Genomic DNA, 25,366 nt, shown 5'->3' with positions numbered 1-25,366 from the left:
TTTATTTCTCTACAATCAGCTCTGAGCTAGGTACCCGGAATCTCGGGCCATAAATCCCTTCTGGAAGGCCTTTTCCACAGCCTATAATCATACAAATTTCAGCTGCATCTGGAAGATCAAGTAGCTTTTTCACACGTTTGGAGTCGAAGCCCTCCATAGGACAGGTATCATATCCTGCAGCTTTCATACCTAACATAAAAGTCATAGACGCCAAGGCAGCACTTTTATGAACGGATATCCGAACTTCAGTTTCTCCTACTTCCCGAACCATGGGTCTGCGCATTCCTACCCACCAAGCGATGAGCTTCTTGAGTAAGGACCAGCCAGGATATTTCCCAAATAGTTTTGGAATTAGGTTTTTGTAATAATTTCCGGCCTGTTTTACTTTATTTTCAGATTGGTTCTGCTGAGAATTTAGGATGAAATCATAGTTAGCTTTTGCTCTGGATTTCCAAAGGTCTCTTCGTGTGATGATGACAACCAATTCTCTTGCCGTGGTAGCGGCTTTCTGGCGCATACAAAGTTGAGCCAAAGGATCTTTGAGAGGGGAAGATTCAGGAACTCTTACAAACTGATAAAGCTGAAGATTGGAGCTATTGGGTGACAGAATAGCTGCTTCTAGGCAATGTCTGACTATGTCATGGTCAAATTCACTTTCCTGATCAAAAATCCTGACCGACCTTCTTGCTTCTACCGCCTCGAAAAATCTTAATTCCTGTATAGTATTCTTCATTTGTCCGATTTCTCTATTTTTAAAAGACTGTTTTTTTCAGCTTTATTGATAATTTCAGGCAAGTTAAAATTTTAACCCTAACCATTTACCGATGTTTTTTGAATTGATTCGATTGCAATATCTGAAAAGTGTCAGGTCGACCTCCTTTGCCAAGAGTGTCTTGACCAATATTTTTCTAGGATTCGTGGTCTTGCTGCTCTTGTTCTATGTAGTTGGAGCAGGTTTATTACTGAAGACGATTATTGAGAAATTAGCAGAGGGGCAGGACCCGTTGACTGTGCTCAATAGCTACCTTATTTATTTCTTTTTAATGGAATTTATGTACCGGTACTTTATTCAGCAATTACCGGTTGTGGAGTTAGAGAGCCTGCTTCATCTTCCCATAGGGAAATCCAAGATTATGCATATACTCTTGCTTCGGTCTTTTATTTCCCCAATTAATATCATTGCACTGTTGTTGTTTTTACCCTTTGGAGTTCAAGTAATCTTACCAGTCTCAGGTGCAATTGGGTTAATTGGCTGGATTGGTTCTATTGTATTGACCAGCTGGATTTTGCATTGGTTTATGCTTTGGTTCAAGCAGCGATTTGAGGATTCCACCATAGGATTACTCATCGTAGTAGCCGTGTTGTTTTTAGGTTCAGGCTCTAGCTATATGGGCTGGTTTAACTTGGGTGAGATCATGAAGCCTGTGTTTGATTTATCTGAAGCGACTCCAATCCCGGTAATTGTCTTGGCTTTCCTTTTTGTTGCGAGCTATTGGCTTTGTTTTAAATACTATTTCAACAATGCCTATTTGGAAGATTTATCTGCTGAGGAGAATGTAAGATTTACCGATCAATCAATTGGTTTCTTTTCCAGATTTGGATTGGCAGGTGAAATGGCCAATCTAGAGTGGAAACTGATCATTCGACATAAGAAAAGCCGGACTTATCTGATGCTTTCCGGATTCTTTTTATTGTATGGGTTGATTTTTTATACCAATCCAGTTTACGCCTCTGATGAGGGTGTTTCCACGATATTCATTTTTGTGGGAGTCTTTATCACTGGGATATTTATGATACAGTATGGGCAATTATTCCTGAGTTGGAATTCAGGTAATTTTGATTTCTTCCTCAATAGAAGAGGAGGTGTGGAGGAATTGATCCGTGGGAAATATTTGCTCTTTATTTCTGTTTCTGTGGTTTGCTTCCTTGCTTCTGTACCCTATGTATATTTTGGTTGGCAAATCCTTGCCGTTCACTTTGCTACCTTCCTTTTCAATGTGGGTATTTTGGTTCATGCCATTATTTATCTGGCATTATGGAAGCCAAAGCCTATGGATCTGAATAAAGGAGCCATGTTTAATTACGAAGGAGTAGGTGCCGCTCAATGGTTGATGGTGATTCCAATGATGGTTTTACCTTATTTGATTTACTTACCCTTCTCTTTTTTAGTAAGTGATTATGCTGGCCTGATTGCTTTGTCAGTTTGTGGGATTTTGGGAATCATTTTCTTCAAACCCTTGGCAAAACTGAATGTGCAGCGTGTCATGCAAAATAAATACGAAATCTCATCTTCATTTAGACAGGAATTATGATCAGTGTCAAAAATCTCAAAAAACAGTACAAAGAAGCAGTAGTATTAGATGTAGAAACTTTAGATATCTCAACGTCTGAGTGTTTTGGTTTGGTAGGTAATAATGGTGCAGGTAAAACCACCCTTTTTAGAATTATGCTTGACTTAGTGAGGCCTACGGATGGAACTGTGATTATCAATGGACATCAGGTCAATCAGGATGAGGAGTGGAAGAAATTTACTGGAGCTTATTTAGACGAACATATGCTCTTGGCTTATTTGACGCCGGATGAATATTTTCAGACTTTGAGAAAGATTTACGGGATGTCAGAGGCTGACTTGGAAGTTCATTTGGGGAAATTCTCCGAGCTCTTCAATGATGAAATCCGGGGCAAAAAGAAATATATCCGAGACCTTTCGAAGGGTAATCTGAAAAAGGTGGGTATAGCAGCTGCTTTGATGGGTAACCCTGAGGTGGTCTTTTTGGATGAACCCTTTGAAAATTTGGATCCAAGTTCACAGATTAGATTGAAGAAATTGATCCTGAAAGAAAAAGAAGATAGCCGAACCACTTTCTTGATTTCATCTCACGATTTGAATCATGTGACAGAGATTTGTGATCGGATTGTGTTGTTAGAAAAAGGCAAAATCATTCGTGATCTTCAGGAGAAAGAAGCGATGATGAGTGAGTTGGAAGCTTATTTTACAGGCTAAGGCCTGGGTTAAAGCCCAACTACTATAAATTTTATTCTAGAGCCACCAGCTAAAGCTGGTGGTATTTTTTTTTTATTCTTTTTGATTGTATGTGAGGCTTTAGCCAAAAAATGTTAGTTTATTTTTTATTCTCTTATTAAATTAGGTGAAAATCTATTTTTATGCCTTATATCAAAGTTTACATTCATTTCGTTTTTACTACCAAAAATAGATTCCCATTTTTGAATAATCTTGAAACCAGGTTAGCTGTATGGGACCATATACGCCAAAACTGTAAAAAGAAGGGGATTTTCATTGACAGAGTAAGCGGTCACAAAGATCATTGCCATTGTTTGATTTCCCTAGGCATCGACCAAACCATTCAAAAGGTTATGCAACTGATAAAAGGTGAGTCTTCTTTTTGGATAAATAAAAATAATTTGATCAAAGAGAGGTTTGAATGGCAAGATGAATATTTTGCTGTTTCAGTATCAGAATCTATTGTTGAAAAGGTGCGAAATTATATTTCAAATCAAGAGATTCATCATGCCAAAAAATCCTTTAAAGATGAATATGATGAGTTTTTGAATAAGTATGGATTTGAAAAATTTTCTGGTTGATTTTCTTCTTGACCCACCAGCTAAAGCTGGCGGTAATTCTTTCAGATTTTAGGTTATCTTGGAGAATAGATAAAAGAATAGGAACGGTGCTTTAGCCCGTTCAATTGGTAAGGCTAGATGATTTTGTATTGGCTTTAGCCGAAATTTCCAATAGGATTGGGCTAAAGCCCAAATCGATAAATTTATTCTAGAGCCACCAGCTGAAGCTGGTGGTAATTTTCCCCATCCTCTTTGATTGTTGTCGAGGTTTGAAACAAAAAAGTAGGAGAGGTACTCTAGCCTGTTCTAGATTGTTTTTGAAGAATGAATAAAAATAGGAGCGGCGCTTTAGCCCGCTTATAAATATTTCCACAAGAGTTTACTGGCTTTAGCCAAAAAACAAAAAAGCCCGCATTTCTGCGAGCTTTTACAATGTACCCAGGGCCGGAGTCGAACCGGCACGAGTGTAACCTCATTGGTGTTTGAGACCAACGCGTCTACCAATTCCGCCACCTGGGCATGGTGCTTTTAAGCGGAAATTTTGTTCCCAAGTTTATTTTGAAATCATTTCTGTTTTCAATTTCGGCGGACAGGTCCGCCACCTGGGCATTTCAATTTCTCCGTCCCTTGCTGAACGGGATGCAAATATGAGTACAAATTTTTTTTCCTACAACCCTATTCAGGTACTTCCTGTAATTTTTTTGAGCTAAATGCTACAGGCTTGTCAGAAAAGAGGCTTTTTGTAAAAGTCCATACTGATTTAAATAACTCAGAATCACGGTATTGATTTAGGGCTGATTCACTCTCCCAATGCGAATAGGTCATGAAAATATTTTTTTTATTTTCATCGCGCCATAGTTCCAAATGTCTGCAACCGGGAAATTTTCGAATACTTTTTTTATGACTTTCAAAATTTTCCAAAAAGGCTTCAACCTTGTCCTCCTGAAAAGTCATCCTTACTACACGAATCAACATGACTTATGGGTTGAAATTAATATACACTACACTCTCAAATTTCAATCCCAGTAAATTCCCTCCATGACCATGGTTTATCCCTATTTCCAAAAGGTCCAAGCTATTGAAGAATGCAAAGCAATCACCAGGTTCGACCTGATCACAACCTTTGTGTAATCTGTCCAAGCTTTCTCTTCCAAATTCTATGGTAAAGCTTCCTGGATTGAGTTTCTCGAAAATATCTTTCGGTATGTTGGTGATCAAATTTCCATAACGATCCACTCGCATGACATGCCCGATGATTTGCTCTCTCGTGGCTTTTGGATTGCGAGGCATCAACTTTCTGAAGTTTGACAATGGTCCACCGAAGTCGTGAATTGCAGCCCCTGAGGCAACTTTTGCAGCAATTGGAGCTAGAATATCCTTGGTTGGGAAGGAGGTGTCTTTCAGGTGTATATCTGCAAACTGAACCATGATCCCAGGATCATGATCAGCCAATAAGCTTAAGATTCCATTATTCGGTCCGATAAAAATATGCTCTTCCAATTTGACGCCGATATAACCTTGTGTCATGTTTCCGGTTGTATTGATAGCCACTAAATGAACGGTACCTTTTGGGAAATCCCGAAAAGTAGCCTTCAAAATAAAGGCAGCATGCGCCAAATCAAAGGTGTCAATATTATGAGAGATGTCGATAATATTCAATTGCGGATTTATAGCCAGCATTTTGGCTTTAACCGAAGGAACGTAATAATCTTTATCCCCAAAATCTGAGAGGAATGTCACTAATGCCATAGAAGCAAGTCAATTAAAATTATGTACTTTTGTTAGTGGGGGTAGGGACAAAAATAGAAATTTTATCGGTACCCTCTCAAGCATATTTAATCAAAGAAAAAGTTTGGTAGAAAAAGTAATTACACTGGAAAATGTGCCACTGGCCGAGTTTTTAGGCCAAGCTAATGAAAACATCCGCCAACTGGCGCAAGCATTTCCTCAATCCAAAATAATTTCCCGCGGAAATGAAATCCGTATCCAAGGGGGAGCGCCTGAAATTCTGAGGATTAACAACCTGATCAATTTATTACTAGAGCATGTAGATAGATTTGGTCATTTGACTCCGGAAAATGTCAAAGACTATCTTGACGTCGAAGGTGTGCCTTTTGAAGAAGCCAATAGAGATCAGGTGATAGTCTTTGGAAATAAAGGCTTAGTCATCAAGCCTAAATCTCCCAATCAGCGAAAACTCGTAGAAGCGGCTGTTAAAAATGATCTGGTATTTGCTTTGGGTCCGGCAGGAACCGGCAAAACTTACATAGCCGTCGCTCTTGCTGTAAGGGCTTTAAAGAATAGGGAAGTTAAAAGAATAATCATCACCCGTCCCGCTGTGGAAGCTGGAGAAAATCTAGGTTTTTTGCCCGGAGATCTACAGGAAAAGCTGGATCCATATCTTAGGCCGATTTACGATGCCCTTCAGGATATGGTGCCACCGGAAAAACTGAAATATTATCAGGAAACAAGAGTGATCGAAATTGCCCCATTAGCATATATGAGAGGAAGAACCCTCCATGACGCATTTGTCTTGCTGGATGAAGCTCAGAATACCACATCCGAGCAAATTAAGATGTTCTTAACCCGTATGGGGCCTAATTCAAAGGTGATTATTACAGGGGATCAAACACAAGTAGACTTACCTGTAAGGCAGAAATCAGGATTGTCTGAGGCTTTACGAATCCTGAAAGACGTCAAGGGAATCGGTATTGTCAATCTGAGTGGGAAAGACGTGATAAGGCATAAATTGGTGAAAGCCATTATCGAAGCTTACGAAAAAAATCAAGCAGAAAAAGATCAGATTAAAAATGAGTCTCCTGGTAGAAAAAGTGACCGGTAAAGCCGGGATGGATCTCGCTCTCAACATAAGACATACAGTTTTCGTTATAGAGCAGGGAGTCAATCCGGAAGATGAATACGATCAATTTGAAGATGAGGCTACCCACTTTCTGGCTTCTTTGAATGGAAAAGCAGTAGGGACGGCAAGGTATAGGTTTACTCCCTATGGAATTAAATTGGAGAGATTTGCTGTTTTACAAGATGCCAGAGGCAAGGGAGTTGGGCAAGCATTGGTCTCAGCAGTTTTAAGGGATCTGATGGTGAATGAGGAAGCTAAGGGGAAAATCAGATATCTCCATGCTCAACTTTCAGCAGTCCCCTTGTATGCAAAGTTTGGTTTTAAGAAGGTTGGCGATATGTTTGAAGAATGTAAGATCCAACACTTTAAGATGGAGCTGGCTTAAATTTTAATTGAATTTTAATATAAGAAATATGAGAAAGATATTATTTGGGATACTATTTACAGCCTTTTTAGCACTCAATGCTGAGGCTCAGCAAGTAATCTCCAGCAGTTCCGGTATAGGAAGCAGAACAGTCTATTCCAATGAGGTCAAGGTCAATTTCCTAAATTTGATTACGCTGGGTTCCATTGAAGTTGGATATGAAAAGTTTATTTCTGATGACCATGCTTTGGACTTACAAATCATGTTCAATGATCGCTTTGGATATAATTCCGAAGGACAGGGCAAAAATTACAAAACCAATTCCATTCAGGCGGCCATGAATTTTTATTTTGGTAATAATCTGAATGGCAGGTTCTTTATTTACCCCTTGGCAAAATTACGCTTTGGTGAATTTGAAGAACCTTCTGATGGGGGCGTAAGGGTCACAAATATGAATTCGTTCATGCTAGGTGCAGGCGCTGGATACAAATGGGAAGTGTCTGAGCATTTTGCTTTTGGACCTTATGTTAGTATTGCTCGTGGATTTAGTGACGAAGTGGCTGATCGCTTTACTAGAATTGAACTTAATGGAGGGTTTAGCCTAGGGTATAGATTCTAATTTCTCCACTCTTTAATTTTAGCTCCTTTGCGGAGCTATTTTTTTGCTGTAAATTCTTTAACTTAAGAGTTAATTTTTAGAGTATGAGATTTTCAGAATTCCCTTTTTTGAGGTATTTGATATTTTTTCTTCTAGGGATAGGTCTGGCAAATAGGGATTTTGATTTTCAGCCAATTTGGGTTGGAGGAGTCTTAGGGATACTTTGGATTTTGTATGTCCTGGCAATATTATTTTTCAAAAATCGGATTTGGATAGCGCCACTAGCATACGCCCAACTATTTCTGGCAGGAGTTTTTGTAGTCCAACTTCATCAAAAGCCAAGCACTGAGCAACCTATACTCGGTACTCCTTTGATAGCAAAAACTTTACAGTTTGACATCGAAAAGCCCAGATCCCAACAAAACTTATTACAAGTTTATGCCTACCAACGAGATGGAAAATGGATCAATTCAAAAGAAAAAATTCTGCTCTATCATCAGGATTCGATTTCATTGATTCCAGAGAGTATCCTGCTCATTGATAAAGCCCCAGAACTTGTTCAGGGTCCAAAGAATCCTGGAGAATTCGACTACAAAGCCTTTCTTCAGAAAAAGGAAATTAATTACACTCTATTTCATCCGGGAGGTTTGAAGTTGATAGATGATAATCATCCAACTTCAAATACTTGGTTTTCTCCTATTCATTGGAGGCAAGGATTGGCGAATTTGATTCAATCAAAATTAGCTGATCCACAGGCTCAAAAAGTTGCAAAGGCTTTGCTTTTGGGACAGAAAGATTCCTTGGATAAAAATATCAGAGCTGAATTTGCAGATGCAGGAGTTATGCATGTATTGGCTGTTTCAGGATTGCATGTTGGTATTTTAGTCTCGGTCTTCTTATTTCTGGTAAAGCCATTCAAGCTAAAAGAATGGAAGCTCAAAGTATATCTGATTGCGGTGGTAATCATCATTTGGCATTATGCAATGATTACGGGTTTTTCACCTTCTGTCGTTAGGGCTTCTGTTATGTTTACCCTGATTACCTTGGGACAAATGAGAGACAGAAAACCTTCAATTTTTAATGTTCTTGCATTTTCGGCCATCTTAATGATAGCAATTGATCCTGAGGTAATTTTTGAAGTTGGATTTCAGCTTTCTTATGTTGCTGTGGCAGGGATCGTTTTATTGCAACCCATGATTACCAGATTGTGGCTACCCACTTCTCCTTGGATTGAATATTTATGGCAACTGGCAGCTGTTTCGATTGCTGCTCAACTTGCTACCTTCCCTTTGACGGTCTTTTATTTTCATAACTTTCCCCTTTGGTTTTTACCGGCAAATCTTCTGATTATACCTCTAACTTTTCTGATCATGCAAATCGGGATTCCCTTTCTAATTCTAGGTTGGATTCCGCTATTGAGTGACTTTTTGGGTTGGGTACTGAATTCACTTTTTCAACTGGAGCTATGGATTTTGAATCTTTTCAAAAATCTTCCAGTCACAAAACTGGATGAGTTGACCATATTTCCTCTCACCATGTTTTGTGTTTGGAGCCTTTTGTTGATATGGGCTAGCTGGGATTTGTTTCCAAAAAAGAGGCTAGTTTATATAGCTTGTTTCCTAACATTTTTATGGGCAGGTAATCGGGTTATAAATTCCTTGATCAAATCTAATTCTCAGCTGATTATTTACTCCGGAAATAAAGGTTTCGCATTGGATTATTGGGATGGGAAGCAATTGAAATCTTGGAATCAAGGAGTAGGAGTGGAGGAATTGGATTTCAAAATCAAGCCAAATAGAATTTTGAATGGCTGGGGGAAGTGGCCTGAGTCTCTGCAAGCCTTCAGCCTCGAAAAGAATCTCTTATTCTTTCCAGAACTGGAGCTTTTAATTGATGTTGAAAGGGGAATGATTGAGCATGGATATGCTTCTTTTTCTAAAGTGGAATATTGGAAGGAAAATAAATGGATCGAGCAAGAAAAAAATGCACCTTTAGAAATTGGGAATTCCTCTGTCAGAATTCTTTTTTAACTACCTTTTTGACTTTCCCTGAATCTCCGCCTAACTTGATTGCACAGAATAGAAAACCCAAAAAAATGGATAAAGCAGTATTAACACATATTGAAAATAGATTAGGGACAATCACACTGAATCGGCCTGAAAAGCGAAATGCCATGAGCCCAGAATTGATTCAAGCTATGAAATCGGCATTAGTCAATATGGAGCATGATCCGGCGGTCAAAGTAGTTAGGATTAAGGCTGAAGGAAAAGCCTTTTGTGCTGGCGCAGACTTAAGTTATTTGCAGTCTATGCAGAATTACTCTGAAGAAGAGAATCTGCAAGACAGCGAAAACTTAATGGAGCTCTTCGATCTCATTTACAACTTTCCTAAAATCATTATAGCACAAGTTCAGGGGCATGCATTGGCAGGAGGCTGTGGCTTAGTTACAGTTTGCGATTTTGCCTTTTCTGCGCCTGACGCATTATTCGGCTACACGGAGGTAAGAATCGGTTTTGTACCTGCTTTGGTTTCTGTATTTCTACAAGAACAAATCGGGGCGGCTAAAACTCAGGAATTATTACTTTCTGGGGATTTGATTTCTGCAGAGAGGGCAGCTAGTCTTGGTTTGATTACCCAGGTGACTCCTGCAGAGCATTTGGATCAGGTGGTTTTAGATCATGCAGCCAAGCTGATTACACATAATTCGGCCAATTCTATGATGGAGACCAAGAAACTTTTGAGAAGTTTAAATCAAAAGGAAAGAAATCAGTCTCTAAAGCATGCGGCGGAAATCAATGCCAAAGCAAGAGCTCATGAAGACTGTGTCAAAGGTATTTCATCATTTTTAAGCAAAGAAAAACCTACTTGGTAAGTGGAAAACCGGGCGCAGGAAATATTAAAGCAGGTTTTTGGATGGGATGATTTCAGGCCTGTCCAGAAAGAGGTTGTTTTTTCTGTTCTTGACGGAAAAGATACACTTGCTTTGATGCCCACTGGAGGAGGAAAATCTCTTTGTTATCAAGTGCCTGGGCTGGTAAAAGACGGAGTTTGCCTGGTTGTAAGTCCATTGATCGCCTTGATGAAGGATCAAGTGGACCAATTGAAAAAACGAGGGGTGTTGGCTGCCGCGATTTTTTCAGGAATGAGTTATCGGGAGATAGACCGAACCTTGGACAATTGCATCCATGGCAATTATAAATTTCTATTTGTTTCTCCGGAAAGATTGAAGTCAGAGCTTTTCATAGAGCGGTTTCGACAAATGAATATCAATCTCATTGCAGTAGATGAAGCCCATTGCATTTCCCAATGGGGATATGATTTTAGACCTCCATATCTGGAAATCGCTGAAATTCGAAAATATCATCCGAGTATTTCAGTTTTGGCTTTGACGGCTTCTGCCACTCCGCAAGTTGAGGCAGATATTTTAGAAAAGCTGGAGATGAAAAACCCAGAAATTTTCAGGCAAAGTTTTGCTAGGGAAAACCTGAGTTACAGCGTGCGCTTGGTGGAGAATAAGCTTGAAAAGGGTTGTGAAATATTGAACCGGGTTTCTGGCTCAGCAATTTGGTATGTTAGAAATCGTCAGGCTACCCATCAAATTGCGAAAGCATTGAATCAATTGGGAATCAAGGCGGGAGCTTATCATGCAGGAATGTCCATGGCTGATCGGAGCAAGCAGCAGGAGCTTTGGATGAAGAATCAAGTAAGAGTCATGGTCAGTACCAATGCATTTGGAATGGGGATTGACAAGCCGGATGTTCGAGTAGTGATCCATTCAGACTTGCCGGAAAATCTTGAAAATTATTACCAAGAGGCTGGCAGAGCAGGCCGGGATAGAAAAAAAGCTTATGCTGTCTTACTTAGCAATGAGGCGGATTTTGAAAATGTCCTAGGCAGGGCAGCTTTGGTTTACCCTCCCATTGACTTCGTGAGGAAAGTATATCAATGTCTGGCTAACTACTTTCGAATTGCTGTTGGGAGTAACATGTTGAGTAGCTTTGATTTTGAATGGGGTGAGTTTGCAAACACCTATAATCTCGGAGTTTTGGAGACTTTTTATGCTTTAAAAGTTCTGGAAGAGGAGGGCTTTATAGGTTTAAGCGAAAGCTATTATAGCCCCTCAAAAATCCATTTTTTAGTAGGTCCTCAGCAGTTGTACGAAATACAGATTGCCCATGCCTCTCTAGATCCTGTGATTAAACTATTGTTGCGTACTTATGGGGGTAATCTCTTTTCTGAATACATGAAGATCAATGAGTCCAAACTTGCCAAGGCACTGGAAACCTCAGAAGCTAAGATCATTAAATCCTTGGAGCAATTAGGTCAAATGGAAGTGGTGGATTATGAGAAGAGAAAGGATAAGCCTCAGATTACTTTCATCACCTCCAGATACGATGCGGCCAAGTTGCCATTGAATACGAAAAGAATATCCTTACGCAGGGAGTTGACCTTGGAAAAAGCCAAAAGTATGGTTGCATACGCCCATCAAGAGGTGATTTGCCGAACACAATTCATCCAGGAATATTTTGGTGAAAAGAGCGATGCTAACTGCGGAGTTTGTGATTGGTGTGTAGAAAATAAGAAAAAGGAGGACCCTGATTGGGTCGAGAAAAAGCTTAAAAAACAAATAATCGAAACTTTGAGGAGTAATGGGGAGTTATCTCAGAGTGGTTTATTGGAAAGCCTGAGGATTTCTGCCAGTGAATTTACATTGGAACTATTGAGAAAGCTTACCGATGAGGGGGTTATAAACCAGCACGAAAACGGAACTCTGAGTATCAACTAATATGGGTAATTTTCTGGATGATTTGTTAGGAAAGGTCTTTAAAGGATCGGGTAAAACTCCGGTTAACTACAAGGAGAATTTTGCAGTCAAGACAGAAGATCTGGAGGAAATTGATGCTTGGTTGGACTCAGATGAGGGCAATACCTTGATGAATTTGATTTATAAAAATTATCATCTCAAAAGATCGCAAATCAACGCCAGTCCTCAAGTACACATATTCCAATCTCCTTATGCAAATGGCTTTGCGGTAACCTATGATTCCCCTTTGACGCAAAAATCTTTTTCCAATCTTTTCTTGGCTTTCTCCCGACGAGTCTTAGCTTTGGGATATCAGCAGGTGAGTTTGGATAGGAAATTAGAGGAAATCAATGAACAGGTGAAGTCTACCGAAAAGTTTTACCTCAAGCCTCCCTTGCAAGCTCCTGCGGAAAATGAGCTGATTTCTCAGTTATATGGGAATGTCAGCATAGAAAAGGTGACTATTGACAATCAACCCAGCTACCTAAAATTATTGGTGACTGTCTATTCGGATAGGCTATACCAAAATGCGAAACCCTTCGACCAATTGATGGATCGATTATTCAATGCTACCTGATGGACAGAATAACACTTAAAGAACAACTCGAAAAATACCGAACTCCCTACGAGGAGGAGTCGGCTTTTATTCAGGATTTTATTCAACTGACAGAAGATCCATTAGCCTTTAATAGAGAGCGATTGGCTGGTCATTTTACAGCCTCTTCCTGGATCGTAAACCCTGATCGAACCCATACCCTTTTGACGCTTCACAAAAAGCTAGGTAGATGGTTGCAGTTAGGAGGACATGCAGATGGGAATGAAAATCTAATGGAGGTTGCCCTGAAAGAAGCTGAGGAGGAGAGTGGTTTGAAAAATCTTCGCCTGGTAGAAAACAGCATTTTTGACCTTGATAAGCATATCATCCCTGAAAGACCGCATGTACCAGAGCATTTTCATTATGATGTTCGCTTTATGATTGAAGCCGACCTGACAGATAAATTGGTGATTAGCAATGAAAGTGTTTCTCTAGCTTGGTTTACTTTTGATTCTGTCGTGGATATGATCGGATACAATCCTTCCATCCTGAGAATGTTGGAAAAAACCAGTAAATCAGAAATCTTACTTTGAGTATATGGAAATTGATCATCTCTTGAAAGAGTTTGATTTTTCTACCCCAATTCAAATCCGCTTCTCGGATATTGATGGGTACATGCATGTCAATAACGGCGTATATTTTAATTATTTTGAGCATTCCAGAGCTGATTTTTTGCATAGCAGATGTGGCTGGAATATCATGGAAGTAGGTACAGTGGTTGCTAGGATTGAAATGGACTATTTCAAGCCCATTCACTTGGAAGATGAAGTTAAGGCTTTCGTGAAATGTGTAAGAATCGGGAATAGTTCTTTTGTCTTAGAGCAATATTTGGTTGGAAATGATAAATCAGGACAACAGATCCTATTTGCTAAATGTATCTGCACCATGGTTTCGGTAGACATGAAAACCATGAAACCTACCCCAGTTCCTGAAATTTATAGAGCTAAATTGGCTTTTAATCCTGAAAAACAGGCCTGATTCCCTATCTTTGCGCCTTAAATCAGAATCACGTGAGAAACTTATATTTACTAGGCTTTTTAGCTTTTATTCTAATTAGTTGCAGCCCTAGCGAAGAGGAATTGATGCAGGCTGGAATGGAAAAAATGGATGGTCAAGCTTGGGCTGAGGCCATTTCTTATTTCGATCGAGCGCTGGAACAAAACCCATCCAATGCAACTGCCCTCAACGCCAAGGGAGTCGCATTTTTTCAACAACAGAAATATCAAGAAGCTATTCCTGTTTTTACCGAAGCAATAGAAGTTGACTCCAGCTCATATAAGCCGTGGTTTAATCGGGCAAACTCCAATTTGGAATTGGGGAATTTCAAAGAGGCAGTTTCTGACTACAACATGGCAAATGGCTTAGACCCTTCTCAGACGGATATTTATTATAATAGAGGATTGGCTCTTTTGGGAATGGAGGCTTATGAAGACGCTATTTTGGATTTTGACGCTGCTCTTCAAGTGAACCCCAACCAAGCTTTAGTTTACTTCAATAGAGGTAAAGCTCAAATTGGGAATAATGATCCAATTGGTGCCATGGAGTCCCTTACCAATGCCGTCAATTTAGATGGTAGAAATGGAGCTGCGTATTACCTTTTGGGTGTAACCAGAATGAGTGCCTTGGGTGAGAGTGAAAAAGAAGAAGGCTGTGCTGACCTAAAAATGGCTCTGTCTTTGGGTTATACAGATGCTAAGTCCTGGATTGACGATTTTTGCAATTAAATGGCTGAAATCGGGAAAGATATTATTCATGCTAAGTCCTTATTGGAGGCAGGAAAGCTGGTAGGTATTCCAACTGAAACGGTTTATGGCTTAGCAGGAAATGCATTAAATCCCGATGCAGTGGCTTCCATTTTTGAAACTAAAAAAAGACCCTCCTTTGATCCTTTGATAATACACTCTGATTCAATGGAGAAGATCAAAAGATGGGTGCTCGAAATTCCTGAGAAATTAAAAATCCTAGCCGATGAGTTTTGGCCAGGGCCTTTGACTTTATTGCTCCCAAGAGAATCCATTGTTCCGGACTTAGTCACTTCGGGTTTGGATAGAGTTGCTGTTCGAATTCCTTCACACCCATTAACTTTGGAACTTTTAAAAAGCCTGGAATTTCCTTTAGCTGCTCCCAGTGCTAATCCATTTGGTTATATCAGTCCGACAAGGCCTGAGCATGTTCAAAAGCAATTGGGTGATCAGATTCCCTATATCTTGGACGGAGGTGCCTGTAGAGTAGGTTTAGAAAGTACGATCGTTGGCATAGAAGATGATCAAATATTTATCTACCGGCTAGGTGGATTGGATGTTCGGGATATCGAAGCGCTAGTCGGGTCAGTTCAAATTAAAACCCACAGTTCAAGTAATCCAGCTGCACCGGGTTTGTTAGAAAGTCATTATGCTCCAAGCAAACCTTTTATTCTTGGAGATTTGGATCAATTGATCCAAGATCACAAGCATGATAAGAAGCGAATTGGAATTCTTAGTCTTCAGCGGATCTTCTCTAACATGCCAATAGAATCCCAAATGATGTTGAGTGAAAAAGGGGATTTAAAGGAAGCTGCTCAAAATCTTTTTGCTGCAATGAGAGCTTTGGATGAGCTAGACTTGGATTTGATTTTGGCTGAAAGAATGCCAGATCAGGGACTTGGCAAGGCGATTAACGATAGACTGAATCGAGCTGCAGCCAAGTAAAAACAGTCCACTTTACAAATTCATCATTCTAGAAAGTCGCTTTTTGCCTGAAACTTTGATAAATTCAGGCCTATTTTGATGATATTTTGAAAATTAATTCAATTCAATTTTATGAATCCAAGAATCAAGAATGTAGATAACCTCAGTTTCGAAGGAAAAAAAGCATTAATCCGGGTAGATTTTAATGTGCCTTTGGATGATAATAATAATGTCACAGATGATACCCGAATTCAGGCTGCAGTGCCTACCATAAATAAGATTTTGAAAGATGGTGGAGCTGTGATTTTGATGTCTCACTTAGGCAGACCAAAGTCTGGTCCTGAGGATAAGTTTTCATTAAGACATATTGTTGTTGCTCTGGAAAAAGCTTTGGGCAGGTCCGTAAAATTTGCTCCTGATTGCATAGGGGATGAAGCTAAAAATATAGCAGAGGGATTGAAAGGGGGAGAGGTATTGCTTCTTGAAAACCTACGATTCTACAAAGAAGAAGAAAAAGGTGATGAGGAATTTGCCAAGAAACTAGCTCACTTGGGAGATATTTATGTGAATGATGCCTTTGGTACAGCCCATAGAGCGCACGCTTCCACAGCAGTAATAGCCCAGTATTTTGACATCAGAGTTTGTGGTTATTTGATGTTATCTGAATTGAAGAATGCAGATATGGTATTGGGTAATCCAGAGCGCCCATATACTGCTATAATGGGAGGAGCTAAGATCTCTGATAAGATTTTGATCATTGAGCGTTTATTGGACAAAGTAGACAACCTGATCATAGGTGGAGGCATGTCCTATACATTTGCCAAAGCTCAGGGAGGTACAATTGGTGATTCTCTATTGGAGGCAGACAAGATGGATTTTGTCTTGGAATTGATGGAAAAGGCAAAAGCTAAAGGAGTGAATTTAATCCTTCCTGTCGACACAGTGATTTCAAAAGCTTTTGCAAATGATGCAGAGCAGGGAATGGCTAGGAGTGGTGAGATTCCTGATGGATGGATGGGCTTGGATATTGGGCCTAAAACCCGTGAACTTTTTGCTGAGACTGTATTAAAGTCCAAAACTATTCTTTGGAATGGTCCTATGGGCGTATTTGAAATGGATTCTTTTGATAAGGGAACCAAAGCAATTGCAGAAGCAGTAGCTCAGGCTACTAAAAACGGAGCCTATTCATTGATTGGCGGTGGGGACTCTGCGGCTGCGGTCAATAAATTTGGTTATGGAGAATCAGTTTCCTTTGTATCCACCGGTGGAGGGGCATTGTTAGAGCATATGGAGGGGAAAGTTCTTCCGGGTGTGGCTGCATTGGAACCCTAAGATAGAATCAAGACTCCAGATTTTAGATAATAGAAAATAGTCATCTAATTTCTTTTGTTTATGAAGGTGAAAATGAAAAAAGGTCTCTGGAAACAGGGACCTTTTTCTATGAGAATCTAAAGAAAACCCTTCTAGAGGAATCAAGAAGGGTTTGTAATCATTTAATTCGGAATTATTACCTTATAGAAATACTATGTAACGGAGAGATAGTTAAACTATTCTAGTCCTTTTCGTATGCTGGGGGATAAATAGAAGAAGTGATTTTTGGAACAGGTAGTGTTTTTAATTCTGAAATATCTAAACAAATTTTTTAAATAAATAAGAATTAGATATAAAACTAAGATAAAAGTAAGTTTTCAACGAAAATATTTGTTTTAGTTTATTTCGGTTCTTATTATTGATTACTTAATCTTTTAATCAAACTTTTATGAAAAAATCTATCTTCTTTTGTAGGATTGGGATTAGTTCCTGTCAAGAGCATGGGCAAGAAATCACCGGTACGGATCTCACCAATACCCTTGAAATCTTAGATCCGGAGTTTTGTGAGCATGGCCTCATCCAGACCGAATGACAGTTGTTGTAGTTTTAGGGACTAATCCAGGAGGTAGCGCATATGAAAATAGACCCTTTTTTGAAGCTGAAGTTACTAGAGGGGCAGCGAAGGACCAGCGATGGATTACAAGTCCTTCATCTTTTTTGGTTAATAATTGGCAAAACCGACAGGTAGATTTGGCTTTTGTGGTGTTTAATAGGAGACCTTGGTCAGGAAAGGAGGAATACAATGCAGTCGTTAAAATAAAAACTGATGAATCGGGGAATACTAATACAGAAATAACTCAAGAGTTAACAATTGGAGGGTGGCAAAGATCTCAAGTTCATGGTAACGCAACATTTAATAGGTGTGGTACTATTATTGATCCTTTTCGGGATAAAGGCTTTGGATCAGAGACTCATCAAAATAAATCCTATGGAATAGAAAAACTAAATAAGTTTGAGTTTTTGTTAGTTCCTGAAATTACTATCTAATGAAAACAGTTATTTTTACAGCAATTGCATTCATGATTGTCGGAAGTCTATTTTCTCAAAATCTGCCTTCATTCAACCTGCAAGCCCGTTTTGGAGTACAATCAGACCTTCCAAATGGCGAGTCTGTTTTTGGAGGAGGATTAGGGGGAGTTTTTAGGTTTGCTTCTATTGATAATCCATGGCAGATTGGTTTGTATGTTGATAAGTTTTCTAACGATGAATTATCAGAGTTGAATTATCATAGCTATAAACGCTGGTCTGCAATGATTTCTGCTGGAAAGATGTGGAAGACTGAGTGGAGAATCGCCAAAAAGCCATTAAGGATTGGAGGAGGGGTTTTGTTGATTTCAACTCTCCATCTTCGTGCAGCCCCTGGAGGAGATTATGCGACTGTTTCAGCACCAAGTTTCGGTGTTTATACTCGAATAAACTATCCATTAATAGAATTTGGGAATTCGGAGGTATTATTGTTCACTGATCATAGCCTTTTCGGTGATGGTTTTATGCGTAACCTCCTTGGACTTTCTTATCCCTTGGGGAAAAAGTTAAATTGAATTAGGTAAAATTAATAAGGCTGACTCTTTATGTCAGCTATATTTTTGTTAGATAACTGGGTTTGGGATTACCCGATAGAGATCCGGTTGAATGCGGAGACAGGCGTTCCTTTACTTACTCCGTCAAGGTATTTAGCGATGGTTTGAGAGTTATCTTTTACAAAAGATTGGCTGAGTAAAGTGTTCTCTTTATACAACTTGTTCAATTTACCCATGATAATTGCAGAAGCGGTGGCTCAGGCTACTAAAAATGGAGCTTACTCTTTGATTGGCGGAGGGGACTCTGCGGCTGCGGTCAATAAATTTGGTTATGGAGAATCAGTTTCCTTTGTATCCACCGGTGGAGGGGCATTGTTAGAGCATATGGAGGGGAAAGTTCTTCCGGGTGTGGCAGCTCTAGAGCCATAAAAAACCTGAAGTTATTTGAAACGGCTGGATAACCTCAGCCGTTTTTTTTTATTCCCATTAAATCAGGATTTGCTCCTTTTGGACGGTGAGTTCAATTATTCTTAAATAAAAAATTTGTGCTAATTTGCGAATCCAATCCGCGCTGATCTGCGGGAAAATTATTGAACCACATAAGCCGCATAGTCCACATAGTCTTTATTGTTATAACCACAAATTGAATAATGCACAGCTTGGTTTAGGTCTTGAATTAAGCCTCTATTATAATTCCTGTTGAGAACTGTTGTTGCTATTTGAATATGTGTTGCTAATCTAATTAATCCCTAAAGCATCAGAATTACCATTTTTACTTGATGAATCAAAAAATTAAGGGTGTTTTTAAATTGAGTTTTATATAAATAAAAGAATATAAAATATAAATAAATACTGTTTACATGTGTATGTTTTTTATAACTAAGAAAAAGTATGAATTAATATGTCAAAAGAATCTTTGATTAGTTACCTTTACTAAAGATTTAAATTACAGATTCATGTTTCAGAAAAAAATTTTGGTAGCCTTGGTTATGACTCTTCTGTCTTTTAAGGCTTTTAGTCAGGAAGAGAAAGGTAATAAGTTGATTTATCGAGTTGGGGCTGGGCCTTCCATAGAAGGGAATCAGGGTCAATGGGCAATTAATTTCATCAACGAATTGAGTTTTTATCCTTCTGAAAGATTTTCTATCAATCCCTCGCTTACATATTTTACTGTAGTAGGTGAGTTTGATGGAAGTGGTAGATTTTGGAATCCTCAATTGGACGGTCAAAACATAAATGCATTTTCCTCCAGTCTTTTCACCGATGTTAGATTGAATTATGATGTGATTCGAACCGCAAAGGATTTTAGAGTCGGCTTGGGATTTGGTCCCTCCTTTCAATATGGGGGAGAATCCTCATTTGGTGGCTGGTTTCAGAATGAACAGGGAGAAATGGAAGGAATTATTAGTGTGGAGAGGTTTGCCCGCTTAGGGTATGTCACACAGGTTGTGTTTGATTGGCAAAGTAAAAATGAAAGCAGGAGAAATACCTTAGGGGTAAGTATGTCTTCCTTTTCTGGGTATTGGCCCTATTACCTGATGGTCAATTATAGGCTTGGTTTCAAGCTGAAGTAATTTGACAGTAAGACAAAGCAAGTCGAACAAAAAAAGCTGACTCTATTCAAGTCAGCTTTTTTTATGTTAAATCGGTTAATTCAATTATCCGATAGAGATTCTTTTGAAAGCAGAAACAGTCATGCCTTTGCTTACATTGTTTAGGTACTGAGCGATAGTCAAGCTGCTGTCTTTCACAAACTGCTGGCTTAACAAAGTGTTCTCTTTGTAGAACTTGTTCAATTTACCCAAAGCAATTTTTTCCAACATTTCTTCTGGCTTGCCTTCTGCTCTAGCTTGCTCCTTACCTACTTCGATTTCACGCTCTACAGTAGAAGAATCTACTCCGTCTTTGTCAACGGCTACAGGGTTCATAGCAGCAATTTGCATCGCTACATCTTTACCTGCTTCTTCTACATCAGCACCTGAAGTATTGGTCAATCCTACCAAAACACCCAATTTACCGTTGGAGTGAATGTAAGGAACTACAGCTTCAGCTTTAACTACTTCGTAGTGAGAGATCTCGATTTTCTCACCGATTTTACCGGTCATTTCTACGATTTTCTCAGCTACAGTGATGTTTTCGAATGGAAGAGCCATGATTTCTTCGATAGAAGAAGCTCCTTTTTCTACTGCTAAGTTCAAAAGAGTAGTTGCGAATGCACCGAATTCTTCATTTTTAGCAACGAAGTCAGTTTCGCAAGTCAAAGAAAGGATAGTACCAGTAGCACCATTGTCAGATACGTTAGTTACCACTACGCCTTCTTTGGTTTCTCTGTCAGCTCTGGAAGCGGATACTTTTTGTCCTTTTTTTCTGAGGATGTCTACAGCTTTTTCGAAGTCACCTTCTGCTTCTGTCAAAGCCTTTTTGCAGTCCATCATACCGGCACCGGTCATTTGTCTCAGTTTGTTTACTTCTTGTGCAGTAATTGCCATTGTGTGATCTGTTTGTATGATTAAACGATTTTTTATTCTTGGTTTCGACCTCTAAAAAGGGTCGGGAAATTATGGCCTTGCTTAAAAAAGCTGTTCAAAGGCCGAGTAGAAACAAAAAATTGAACATCGACCGAAGCCTGATGTTCAATTTTTGTTAGTATATCAAATCAAGTGAGATATTACTCTTTAGTTTCAGCGTCAACAGCTCTTTTTGCTTCTTCCTCTTCAGAAAGTTTAGCATCTTCTTTGTCTTTCTTACGCTCAGAAAGACCTTCTTCGATAGCTGCTCCGAAAGCTTTAACCAATAAGTTTACTGACTTGAATGCATCATCATTGGCAGGGATAGGGAAATCCACCTCATTTGGGTTGGAGTTTGTATCTACCAATGCAAAAACAGGGATACCAAGCTTTTGTGCTTCGGCAATCGCAATGTGTTCTCTTTTGATATCCACTACAAAAAGAGCCGCAGGAAGTCTGCTTAGGTCAGCGATACCGCCTAATACTGATTCCATTTTCTCCTTCTGACGGGAAACCATCAGTCTTTCTTTCTTTGCCATGTTCTTGAAAGAGTCTTCCTTCATCATTTTCTCAAGGCCAGACATTTTCTTCAAGGATTTGCGGATAGTGGCAAAGTTAGTCAACATACCGCCCAACCATCTTTCGGTTACGTATGGCATGTTAAGACGACGAGCTTCTTCTGCTACCAAGTCTTTAGCTTGCTTCTTAGTAGCGACAAACATTACTTTTTTGCCTGAGCGTACGATTTGCTTGATTGCTGCGGATGCTTCTTCGAGGCAAGCAAGCGTTTTGTTAAGGTCGATAATATGGATTCCGTTCTTCTCCATGAAAATATATGGAGCCATTCTGGGATCCCACTTTCTCGTCAAGTGTCCGAAGTGAACACCAGCATCCAGTAAGTCTTTGTATTCGATTTTTGACATGAATAAAATTGTTTTCTATTGATTGAAGAATAAATCCGATTAACGCTTGGAGAACTGGAATCTTCTTCTTGCTTTTCTACGTCCTGGCTTCTTACGCTCAACCATTCTAGGGTCACGAGTCAAGAATCCTTCTTTTTTCAATGGACCTCTATGCTCTTCGTTGAATTCGCACAAAGCTCTGGAGATAGCCATTCTAGCTGCCTCAGCTTGTCCTTTGATACCACCTCCGTCTACATTGATTTGGATGTCGTAGTTTCCGTCTTCCCCTACTAGCGCAAGAGGCTGCTTTACTACAATCTGGTGCAAATCAAATGGGAAGTAAACTTCTAGTGTCTGATTGTTTACGGTAATGTTGCCTTTTCCCGGAGCCATGTAAATTCTGGCTACAGAGGTCTTTCTTCTACCGATTTTGTTGATCATTTCCATGAATTAGTCGATTAAAGAGTGATGGTTTTTGGCTGCTGCGCTGCATGTGGATGCTCAGATCCTTCATACACGTACAGATTTCCGTACAATTTTCTACCTAATCTGTTTTTTGGCAACATGCCTCTGACAGCTTTCTCTACCAAAATCGCTGAAGATTTGTCTTTCAACATTCTAGGTGTAGAGATTCGCTGACCACCTGGGTAACCTGTGTGACGCACATATACTTTGGCATCCCACTTGTCACCAGTCAATCTGACTTTGTCTGCGTTGATTACAATGACATTGTCACCGCAATCCACATGAGGAGTGAAGCTAGGCTTCGTCTTTCCTCTTAAGATTTTCGCTACCTCACTGGCTAATCTACCCAATACTGCTGCTTGGGCATCCACAATCACCCATTGCTTTTCTACAGTCGAGTTGTTAGCCGATACGGTCTTATAGCTTAAAGTATCCACTGTGTAACTGTTTAATTTTTAGCTTGTTAAATATATTCGACCCCCAAAAAGGGACACAAAGATAGAAGTATTTTATTTTCCATGCAAAATATTTCCAAGGCTAATCCTGATTTTCACAGGTTTAGCATAAAAACACCGAATTTTTTACTGCTTTTCCAGACTGATAATCAGGCTGTTTTTTCCAATTGATGGACCAAAACCTGAAAATCTTTGGGATAAGGAGCATTGACGGTGATTCTTTTTCCGTCCAATCCTTCAAACCCGATCGAAAAAGCGTGCAAAGAAACCCGCTGCATGATAGGTAATTCTTCTGTCTCTTTTTTCAAATTGAAGCGGCGCTTAAGCGAAGAAAGGTATAAATGCTTTCCTCCGTAAAGCTCATCTCCGCAAATCGGAGATTGTAGGTAGGCCAAGTGTACACGGATCTGGTGCAATCTACCCGTAATGGGTTTGCATTCGATCAGTGAATGTGCTCTGTAAGTCTGTATCGTATGAAAGACCGTTTGAGCAGGCTTGCCCTCCTTGCTGACTTTGGCTACACCTTTGGCGGAAGCAAGAAGATTACGATCCACCATCAGGCGTTCGTATTCCCGGATGCCTTCTACCACAGCATGATAGATTTTGTCCACTTTTCTATTTTCAAACTGGATGGCCGTGTGCCTGTAGGCCTCTGGATTCTTGGCAATCACCAGACATCCGGATGTCTCCTTATCCAAACGATGGCACAGCTGGGCATCTGCTGTGTGCATCTTGGCAAGGTCCAGGATGTTCTGCGCCTCATGTCTATCGTCTAAGCTCGACAGGTAAGGCGGCTTGTTGATTACCAGGTAATCCTCGTTTTCAAACAGAATAAGTTTTTGAAAATCTATTTTTTTCATGGATTCGCCTGTGCCTCTTCAAAGAGGCTGCAAAGGTAGGGAAATGATCGCTCAAAAAAAATCCTTCCGAGGGTAAGGAATTCTGCTTTCTATTCAAGGATGATTAGCGCTCTTTGGTGATTATAAAACCAGCTTTGATATGTGAAGGATCATTACTGTATTTTAACTCACCTTTATGAAAGACTTTTTGAATGTGTTTCTGGTTGAATTCTTTATCGTATACAATTTCTGAGTAAAGCGTGTCTGCCTCGTTTTCATTCCATTGAATCACTGTCACTTCGGAATCAATGATTAATCTCATTTGATGGTATTTTTCATCCACATGCGGAGAAATAATCCAAAAATTCCTTCTCATGTTGGAGTGCCCTCCATTAAAATACTCTTCCAGCTCTCCCGCTCGCTCATAAAAGATTTTGATGACATTTTCCCTGAAGGACTCAGCTCGTTTTTGATCCAAAAGGTCATTGCCTTCCCTGTCTTGGACTTTAAGGTTAATCGCATTATTGCCAATTGGGCAACAAGGATCCATATGCTTATCGCAGGAAAAAGTAGCGAAAGCAAAAATAATTAAAATTAGTTGGGTAAGATGTTTCATCAGTTCTAAAAGTTAAAACGCAAGAACTAATATACTAATTTTAATTAATTAATCCGTTGGACAATGAGATACAAAGTACTATTGATATTTATCGCTGGTTTCATGTATTGAGAACACATTTATATCAATGGGGAAAATCAAGGTTGAGCTATTAGTCAACTTCGATATTTTTTTCCAATTCCTTCTCCTTCACCAATGGCAAAGAAAAACTAAAAATTGATCCTTTACCCACGGTCGAACTTACGGAGATCTTACTTTTATGACCTTCCAATATGTGCTTGACAATAGCCAGTCCGAGTCCGGTTCCGCCTTCTTTTTTGTTCCGGCTTTTTTCTACTCGATAAAATCGTTCAAAGATTCGTTTTAGGTCTTCTGGTGGGATTCCTTGTCCATCGTCTTTGATATCTACTTGAATGTGGTTTTTCTGCGTTTTCAGAGAAATTTTGACCTCACCTTCATCATGATTGTATTTGACGGCATTGAAAATTAGGTTTTGACAAACTCTATAGATTTTCTGCCGATCGGCATGGGTCACATAGCTTTTATCAGAGTCGTATTTAAAGGAGATATTAACCTTTCTCTTGGATGCTTTATGCTCCAATTCCTCAATTACTTCATCTATCACTTCTTTTAAATCAAAATCTGTGTACACAAACTTGATTACTCCGCTTTCCATTTGATTCAGGGTCAATAAATCCTGCACCAGATTATCAAGAGAATCCAAACTTTTGGCTGCCCGCTTGAGGAATTTCATCCGAACTTGCTTATCATCAATTGCTCCGTCCAATAGCGTGTGGATATAGCCTTGGGTTGCAAAAATTGGAGTTTTCAGCTCGTGGGAAATGTCGGCTATAAACTCCCTCCTGAACTCTGCATTTTTCTGCAAAGCATCAATCTCTTTTTGTCTGGCTATCGCGTAGGAGTTAATGACATTATTGATTTTTCTTAAAGGAGAAATAGAAGACTTGGAGCTTTTATCAGAGATTTCGGAAAGGTCCTTTTTCTGGATTTTTTCCAAGAGGGAGTAAATATTTCCGATCTCACGAAAAACCAGAAACTCCAAGGTAATATTGATCAATAAATAAGAAGCAGAGAAAGAAAGCCCGAAAGCCACTAATATCAATACAGGAGTGGAATCTTGTAATAGAGATAAAAATGCTGACACCATGACCGAAATGGCCACAGCTAAGATCAAAGAAATACCTCGGGAGCTTGCAAGCAT

At 39.5% G+C, this 25,366-nt stretch carries 29 protein-coding genes, 1 tRNA gene and 2 pseudogenes; 20 read left to right on the top strand and 12 right to left on the bottom strand.

Annotated elements, in window-relative coordinates; genetic code table 11:
• Position 1 precedes the first annotated feature (1 nt).
• Positions 2-733, bottom strand: a complete 732-nt coding sequence (locus BM073_RS13840) for a nitroreductase family protein (RefSeq protein WP_091654913.1) — start codon at positions 731-733, stop codon at positions 2-4.
• 91 nt (positions 734-824) lie between these two features.
• On the opposite strand from BM073_RS13840, the gene BM073_RS13835 reads away from it, so the two are divergent.
• The 3 genes from BM073_RS13835 to tnpA all read left to right on the top strand — a co-directional run bounded on the left by BM073_RS13835 (position 825) and on the right by tnpA (position 3,603).
• On the top strand, positions 825-2,312 hold the full coding sequence (locus BM073_RS13835) for a DUF5687 family protein (protein ID WP_091654912.1): 1,488 nt from the start codon (positions 825-827) through the stop codon (positions 2,310-2,312).
• Positions 2,309-3,004, top strand: a complete 696-nt coding sequence (locus BM073_RS13830; RefSeq protein WP_091654911.1) for an ABC transporter ATP-binding protein — start codon at positions 2,309-2,311, stop codon at positions 3,002-3,004. The genes BM073_RS13835 and BM073_RS13830 overlap by 4 nt, the downstream gene beginning before the upstream one ends.
• A gap of 161 nt (positions 3,005-3,165) precedes the next feature.
• Positions 3,166-3,603, top strand: coding sequence for an IS200/IS605 family transposase (gene tnpA / locus BM073_RS13825; RefSeq protein WP_091654910.1), 438 nt, complete (start codon positions 3,166-3,168; stop codon positions 3,601-3,603).
• Between the two features lie 414 nt (positions 3,604-4,017).
• Here the strand turns inward: tnpA and BM073_RS13820 are convergent.
• The 3 genes from BM073_RS13820 to BM073_RS13810 form a co-directional block, all read right to left on the bottom strand.
• A tRNA-Leu gene (locus BM073_RS13820) sits at positions 4,018-4,101 on the bottom strand.
• Positions 4,102-4,257: 156 nt separating this feature from the next.
• A complete protein-coding gene (locus BM073_RS13815; protein ID WP_091654909.1) occupies positions 4,258-4,557 on the bottom strand; it encodes a putative quinol monooxygenase in 300 nt (99 codons plus the stop codon).
• Positions 4,558-4,560: 3 nt separating this feature from the next.
• Positions 4,561-5,331, bottom strand: a complete 771-nt coding sequence (locus tag BM073_RS13810; RefSeq protein ID WP_091654908.1) for an SAM hydrolase/SAM-dependent halogenase family protein — start codon at positions 5,329-5,331, stop codon at positions 4,561-4,563.
• A 103-nt stretch (positions 5,332-5,434) separates the two neighbouring features.
• Here BM073_RS13810 and BM073_RS13805 point away from each other — a divergent pair, with 103 nt between their 5' ends.
• The 15 genes from BM073_RS13805 (at position 5,435) to BM073_RS13740 (ending at position 18,381) form a co-directional block, all read left to right on the top strand.
• Complete coding sequence (locus tag BM073_RS13805; protein ID WP_091654907.1) at positions 5,435-6,424, top strand: PhoH family protein; 990 nt, start codon at positions 5,435-5,437, stop codon at positions 6,422-6,424.
• Positions 6,393-6,827: a GNAT family N-acetyltransferase gene (locus BM073_RS13800; RefSeq protein WP_091654906.1), complete on the top strand. Its 435-nt coding sequence runs from the start codon at positions 6,393-6,395 to the stop codon at positions 6,825-6,827. Before BM073_RS13805 ends, BM073_RS13800 begins: the two co-directional genes overlap by 32 nt.
• Positions 6,828-6,855: 28 nt before the next feature.
• The gene (locus BM073_RS13795; protein ID WP_091654905.1) at positions 6,856-7,425 is read left to right on the top strand and encodes a DUF3575 domain-containing protein; all 570 of its coding nucleotides are present in this window, start codon (positions 6,856-6,858) and stop codon (positions 7,423-7,425) included.
• An 83-nt stretch (positions 7,426-7,508) separates the two neighbouring features.
• Positions 7,509-9,434 (top strand): ComEC/Rec2 family competence protein, encoded by a 1,926-nt coding sequence (locus BM073_RS13790; protein ID WP_091654904.1) that lies wholly within the window; start codon positions 7,509-7,511, stop codon positions 9,432-9,434.
• Between the two features lie 65 nt (positions 9,435-9,499).
• A complete protein-coding gene (locus BM073_RS13785) occupies positions 9,500-10,276 on the top strand; it encodes an enoyl-CoA hydratase/isomerase family protein (protein ID WP_091654995.1) in 777 nt (258 codons plus the stop codon).
• Complete coding sequence (locus tag BM073_RS13780; protein ID WP_091654903.1) at positions 10,277-12,190, top strand: RecQ family ATP-dependent DNA helicase; 1,914 nt, start codon at positions 10,277-10,279, stop codon at positions 12,188-12,190.
• Between the two features lies 1 nt (position 12,191).
• On the top strand, positions 12,192-12,785 hold the full coding sequence (locus BM073_RS13775) for a hypothetical protein (protein ID WP_091654902.1): 594 nt from the start codon (positions 12,192-12,194) through the stop codon (positions 12,783-12,785).
• Positions 12,785-13,336 carry an NUDIX hydrolase gene (locus tag BM073_RS13770; RefSeq protein WP_091654901.1) on the top strand — a complete coding sequence of 184 codons (552 nt, stop codon included), beginning with the start codon at positions 12,785-12,787 and terminating at the stop codon, positions 13,334-13,336. Before BM073_RS13775 ends, BM073_RS13770 begins: the two co-directional genes overlap by 1 nt.
• A gap of 4 nt (positions 13,337-13,340) precedes the next feature.
• A complete protein-coding gene (locus BM073_RS13765) occupies positions 13,341-13,781 on the top strand; it encodes an acyl-CoA thioesterase (RefSeq protein WP_091654900.1) in 441 nt (146 codons plus the stop codon).
• A gap of 32 nt (positions 13,782-13,813) precedes the next feature.
• Entirely contained in the window at positions 13,814-14,527 is a 714-nt protein-coding gene (locus BM073_RS13760; protein ID WP_245756427.1) for a tetratricopeptide repeat protein, read from the top strand.
• A complete protein-coding gene (locus BM073_RS13755; protein ID WP_091654899.1) occupies positions 14,528-15,490 on the top strand; it encodes an L-threonylcarbamoyladenylate synthase in 963 nt (320 codons plus the stop codon). It begins immediately after the preceding gene.
• 111 nt (positions 15,491-15,601) lie between these two features.
• Positions 15,602-16,801, top strand: coding sequence for a phosphoglycerate kinase (locus tag BM073_RS13750; protein WP_091654898.1), 1,200 nt, complete (start codon positions 15,602-15,604; stop codon positions 16,799-16,801).
• A gap of 427 nt (positions 16,802-17,228) precedes the next feature.
• On the top strand, positions 17,229-17,372 hold the full coding sequence (locus tag BM073_RS18135) for a hypothetical protein (RefSeq protein WP_175557920.1): 144 nt from the start codon (positions 17,229-17,231) through the stop codon (positions 17,370-17,372).
• On the top strand, positions 17,369-17,827 hold the full coding sequence (locus BM073_RS13745; protein WP_091654897.1) for a hypothetical protein: 459 nt from the start codon (positions 17,369-17,371) through the stop codon (positions 17,825-17,827). The genes BM073_RS18135 and BM073_RS13745 overlap by 4 nt, the downstream gene beginning before the upstream one ends.
• Positions 17,827-18,381 (top strand): hypothetical protein, encoded by a 555-nt coding sequence (locus tag BM073_RS13740; protein WP_091654896.1) that lies wholly within the window; start codon positions 17,827-17,829, stop codon positions 18,379-18,381. The genes BM073_RS13745 and BM073_RS13740 overlap by 1 nt, the downstream gene beginning before the upstream one ends.
• A gap of 68 nt (positions 18,382-18,449) precedes the next feature.
• Here the strand turns inward: BM073_RS13740 and BM073_RS13735 are convergent.
• A pseudogene (locus BM073_RS13735) lies at positions 18,450-18,602 on the bottom strand (translation elongation factor Ts); the annotation flags it as partial.
• Here BM073_RS13735 and pgk point away from each other — a divergent pair.
• Positions 18,601-18,789: pseudogene (pgk, locus tag BM073_RS13730) on the top strand (phosphoglycerate kinase); the annotation flags it as partial. The pseudogenes BM073_RS13735 and pgk overlap by 2 nt on opposite strands.
• Before the next feature lie 527 nt (positions 18,790-19,316).
• Complete coding sequence (locus BM073_RS13725; RefSeq protein WP_091654894.1) at positions 19,317-19,934, top strand: hypothetical protein; 618 nt, start codon at positions 19,317-19,319, stop codon at positions 19,932-19,934.
• 84 nt (positions 19,935-20,018) lie between these two features.
• Here the strand turns inward: BM073_RS13725 and tsf are convergent, their stop codons facing one another.
• The 7 genes from tsf to BM073_RS13690 form a co-directional block, all read right to left on the bottom strand.
• The gene (tsf, locus tag BM073_RS13720) at positions 20,019-20,849 is read right to left on the bottom strand and encodes a translation elongation factor Ts (protein WP_091654893.1); all 831 of its coding nucleotides are present in this window, start codon (positions 20,847-20,849) and stop codon (positions 20,019-20,021) included.
• Between the two features lie 179 nt (positions 20,850-21,028).
• On the bottom strand, positions 21,029-21,790 hold the full coding sequence (gene rpsB / locus BM073_RS13715) for a 30S ribosomal protein S2 (RefSeq protein ID WP_091654892.1): 762 nt from the start codon (positions 21,788-21,790) through the stop codon (positions 21,029-21,031).
• A 39-nt stretch (positions 21,791-21,829) separates the two neighbouring features.
• Positions 21,830-22,216: a 30S ribosomal protein S9 gene (gene rpsI, locus BM073_RS13710; RefSeq protein WP_091654891.1), complete on the bottom strand. Its 387-nt coding sequence runs from the start codon at positions 22,214-22,216 to the stop codon at positions 21,830-21,832.
• An 11-nt stretch (positions 22,217-22,227) separates the two neighbouring features.
• Positions 22,228-22,671: a 50S ribosomal protein L13 gene (rplM, locus tag BM073_RS13705; RefSeq protein ID WP_091654890.1), complete on the bottom strand. Its 444-nt coding sequence runs from the start codon at positions 22,669-22,671 to the stop codon at positions 22,228-22,230.
• Positions 22,672-22,838: 167 nt separating this feature from the next.
• Positions 22,839-23,549: an RluA family pseudouridine synthase gene (locus BM073_RS13700; protein ID WP_091654889.1), complete on the bottom strand. Its 711-nt coding sequence runs from the start codon at positions 23,547-23,549 to the stop codon at positions 22,839-22,841.
• A gap of 103 nt (positions 23,550-23,652) precedes the next feature.
• Positions 23,653-24,144: a hypothetical protein gene (locus BM073_RS13695; protein ID WP_091654888.1), complete on the bottom strand. Its 492-nt coding sequence runs from the start codon at positions 24,142-24,144 to the stop codon at positions 23,653-23,655.
• 151 nt (positions 24,145-24,295) lie between these two features.
• Entirely contained in the window at positions 24,296-25,366 is a 1,071-nt protein-coding gene (locus tag BM073_RS13690; RefSeq protein ID WP_091654887.1) for a sensor histidine kinase, read from the bottom strand.

This window comes from Algoriphagus ornithinivorans, assembly GCF_900115305.1.
Classification (GTDB): Bacteria; Bacteroidota; Bacteroidia; order Cytophagales; family Cyclobacteriaceae; genus Algoriphagus; species Algoriphagus ornithinivorans.
The sequence above is the reverse complement of the archived record's forward strand: the minus strand, read 5'-3'. Positions and strand labels throughout refer to the sequence as shown.